The organism is Streptomyces alkaliphilus (genome assembly GCF_014141535.1).
GTDB lineage: Bacteria > Actinomycetota > Actinomycetes > Streptomycetales > Streptomycetaceae > Streptomyces > Streptomyces alkaliphilus.
Map to the genome: position 1 here is coordinate 1 of NZ_VKHT01000790.1, position 2,415 is coordinate 2,415.

The 2,415-nt window shown below is 77.0% G+C and carries 2 protein-coding genes; both read left to right on the forward strand.

Annotated features, from left to right (window positions below):
* Window positions 1–1,358 (forward strand): ABC transporter substrate-binding protein (locus tag FNQ90_RS19790; protein ID WP_182607597.1); only part of this gene is annotated, 1,358 nt, incomplete at its 5' end.
* A 131-nt stretch (window positions 1,359–1,489) separates the two neighbouring features.
* Window positions 1,490–2,415: ABC transporter permease (locus FNQ90_RS19795; RefSeq protein WP_182607598.1), on the forward strand; the 926-nt coding region annotated here is incomplete at its 3' end.

The following is a 2,415-nucleotide window of genomic DNA, read 5'->3' on the forward strand; positions in this document are numbered from 1 at the left end:
CCGAGAACCTCTCCCCCCACGGCGCCGACGCCACCCTGCTCAGTCGCCTCGGCGTCACCGAGGGCCTCACCCTCCTCGACGAACAGGGCACCGCCGCACCCGCCCTCGCCGAGTCCTGGACCGCCGAGGACGAACTGACCACCGTCTTCACCCTGCGCGAGGCCCTCTTCCACACCGGCGAGCCGGTCACCGCCGAAGCCGTGGCCGAGGCCCTCGAACGGGCCGTCGCGGCCGAACCCGCCCCCGCCGCCCTCTCCGGCGTCGAACTCACCGTCGAGGCGACCGGGGACCGCGAGGTGCGGATCACCACCGCCGACCCCGACCCGATCCTGCCGCTGCGCCTCGCCGCCCCCCACCTGGCGATCCTCGCCCCCGATGCCTACGGGGACGGCGCCGCGGACCCGGTCGGCACCGGCACCGGCCCCTTCGAACTCACCTCCGTGACCGGCTCCGAACGCGCCTCCCTGGACCGCTTCGAGGGGCACTGGAACGGTCCCGCCGCCGCCTCCGGCGTCGAGGCGTCCTTCATCGCCGACGGCCTGGCCCGGAGCAACGCCCTGCGCAGCGGCGAGGTGGACATCGCCGAGGCGATCCCCGTCTCCGCCGCCGCCACGCTGGAGGAGGACGTCCTGCGGGAGACCTCCACCGCCCGCACCACCGCTCTGCTGCTCAACACCGCCTCCGGCGCCCTCACCGACCCCGGACTGCGCGCCGCGATCCGCGAGGCGCTCGACACCACCGCCCTCGCCGAGGGCGTGTACGAGGGGTACGCCGACCCGGGCGTCGGCGTCTTCGGCCCCGCCGTCGTCGACGACACCGGGGAGCGTCCCGAGCCGGTGAACCGCGCCGAGCCCGCCGACGCCGACGCGATCGAGGGCACCGCCATCACCATCGCCACCTACGACAACCGGCCCGAACTCCCCGAGGTCGCCCAGGTCGTGCAGCAGCAACTGGAGGCCGTGGGCTTCACCGTCACCCTGGAGGTCCGCGAGTACTCGCGGATCGAGAGCGACGCGCTCGCCGGTGAGTTCGACGTCTTCGTCGCCGCCCGCAACACCCTCCTGGACACCGGGGACCCGCTCGGCGTCCTGAGCAGCGACCACACCTGCGAGGGCGGCTACAACCTCGCCCTGCTGTGCGACCCGGACGTGGACCGGGCCGTCGCCGACGCCGCCGCGATCGCCGACCCCGCGGAACGCCGCGAGGCGGTCCTCGCCGCCGAGGCCGCCGTCCTGGGCACCGACGCCATCGTGCCGCTGGTGCACCAGCGGACCCTGCACGGCGTGGACCCGGCGGTCGAGGGCGCGATCCTCGACCCGTACGAGCGCACCCTCATCGGCCGCGACACCCGCCGCTGACCGGCCCACCCACCGTGTCCGATCCCACCGGCACCGTCCGGGGCGGCGAGCCGGGCGGGGGACGGGACGCGTCACGACGTCCCGCCCCCCGCCCCCGGCGGAGGGCGGGACGGGCCGACGCCTGGACGCCGCTGTGGCGGTTCGCCCCCGTCGCCGCCCTGATCTGCGTGATCGGCCTGCTCCCCCGCCTCACGGACACCGACCCGGCCCTCACCGTCCTCAAGGCCCGCTCCGCCGAACGCGACCCCGACCCCGAGGTGCTGGCCGCCATCCGCGCCGAACTCGGCCTGGACGGCTCCTGGTGGAGCCCGCTCGGCCAATGGCTCGGCGGCCTGCCGCGCGGCGACGCCGGAACCTCCTGGGTCTCGGGCGCCCCCGTGCTGCCCTCCGTGCTCTCCGCCCTGGGTGCCTCGCTGCTGCTCATGGCCGGCGCCCTGCTGGTCGCCGCCGTGACCGCCGCCGCCGTGTGCTCCCGCACCCTGGTGCTCGGCGCCCGCCGACGCCTCGCCCACCGACCCCGCGCCGGCGGCCTCTCCGCCGCGCTCGCCGCGCTGCCCGAGTTCCTCACCGCCTCGGTGCTGGCCGGCGTCGTGGGCGTGCAGCTGGGCTGGCTCCCCGCCCTGGGCTGGTACGGGCCGCGCTGGCTCGTGCTGCCCGCCCTCGCCCTCGGCCTGCCCGCCGGCGCCCTTCTGGGGCGCCTGTTGGACGACGCGCTCCCCGGCGCGTTCACCGAACCGTGGGCGCGCGCCGCCACCGCGCGGGGCGTGCCCGGCCGCCGGATCGCCCGGCACGCCCTGCGCCGCTGTCTGCCCGGGCTGCTGCCCAACCTCGGCCTCTTCGTCGTCGGCCTGACCGGCGGCGCCGTCGCCGTCGAGCAGATCTTCGACATCCCCGGCCTCGGCCGACTCACCCTGCGCGCCGCCATCGCCCAGGACCTCCCGGTCCTGCAGACCGGCATCCTCGCCCTGGCACTGCTCGCCGCCGCCGTCGGCGTCCTCACCCGGGCCGCCGCCCGGCCGCTGCTCGGCCCCGCCCTGCGGGACGGCGCCCTCACCAC